The 617-nt window shown below is 66.0% G+C and carries 1 protein-coding gene; it reads right to left on the reverse strand.

What is annotated here, in order from left to right; genetic code table 11:
* Nucleotides 1-617: ATP-dependent Clp protease ATP-binding subunit ClpX (gene clpX, locus Q2941_RS51835; protein WP_458197576.1), on the reverse strand; the 617-nt coding region annotated here is incomplete at both ends.

A 617-nucleotide genomic window follows, 5' to 3' on the forward strand; every position in this document is an offset into this window, starting at 1 on the left:
TTTAGCGAGGTCTCGTCGAGGTCCTCGAGCGTCGCAACGACCGGCAGACGGCCGACGAACTCGGGGATGAGGCCGTACTTCAGGAGATCCTCGGGCTCGACGTGGCGGAAGATCTCGCCGGTGCGGCGGTCTTCCGGTGCCATCACCGAGGCACCGAAGCCGATCGAGGTCGACCGGCCGCGCGCCGAGATGATCTTCTCGAGGCCCGAGAAGGCGCCGCCGCAGATGAACAGGATGTTGGTGGTGTCCACTTGCAGGAACTCCTGCTGCGGATGCTTGCGGCCGCCCTGCGGCGGGACCGAAGCCACCGTGCCTTCCATGATCTTCAGCAGTGCCTGCTGCACGCCCTCGCCCGACACGTCGCGGGTGATCGAGGGGTTGTCGGACTTGCGGCTGATCTTGTCGATCTCGTCGATGTAGACGATGCCGCGCTGCGCGCGCTCGACATTGTAGTCGGCGGCCTGGAGCAGCTTCAGGATGATGTTCTCGACGTCCTCACCGACGTAGCCGGCTTCGGTCAGCGTCGTCGCGTCGGCCATCGTGAAGGGCACGTCCAGAATGCGGGCGAGCGTCTGCGCGAGCAGCGTCTTGCCCGAGCCGGTCGGACCGATCAGCAG

The sequence above is a fragment of the Bradyrhizobium sp. UFLA05-153 genome (genome assembly GCF_054185185.1).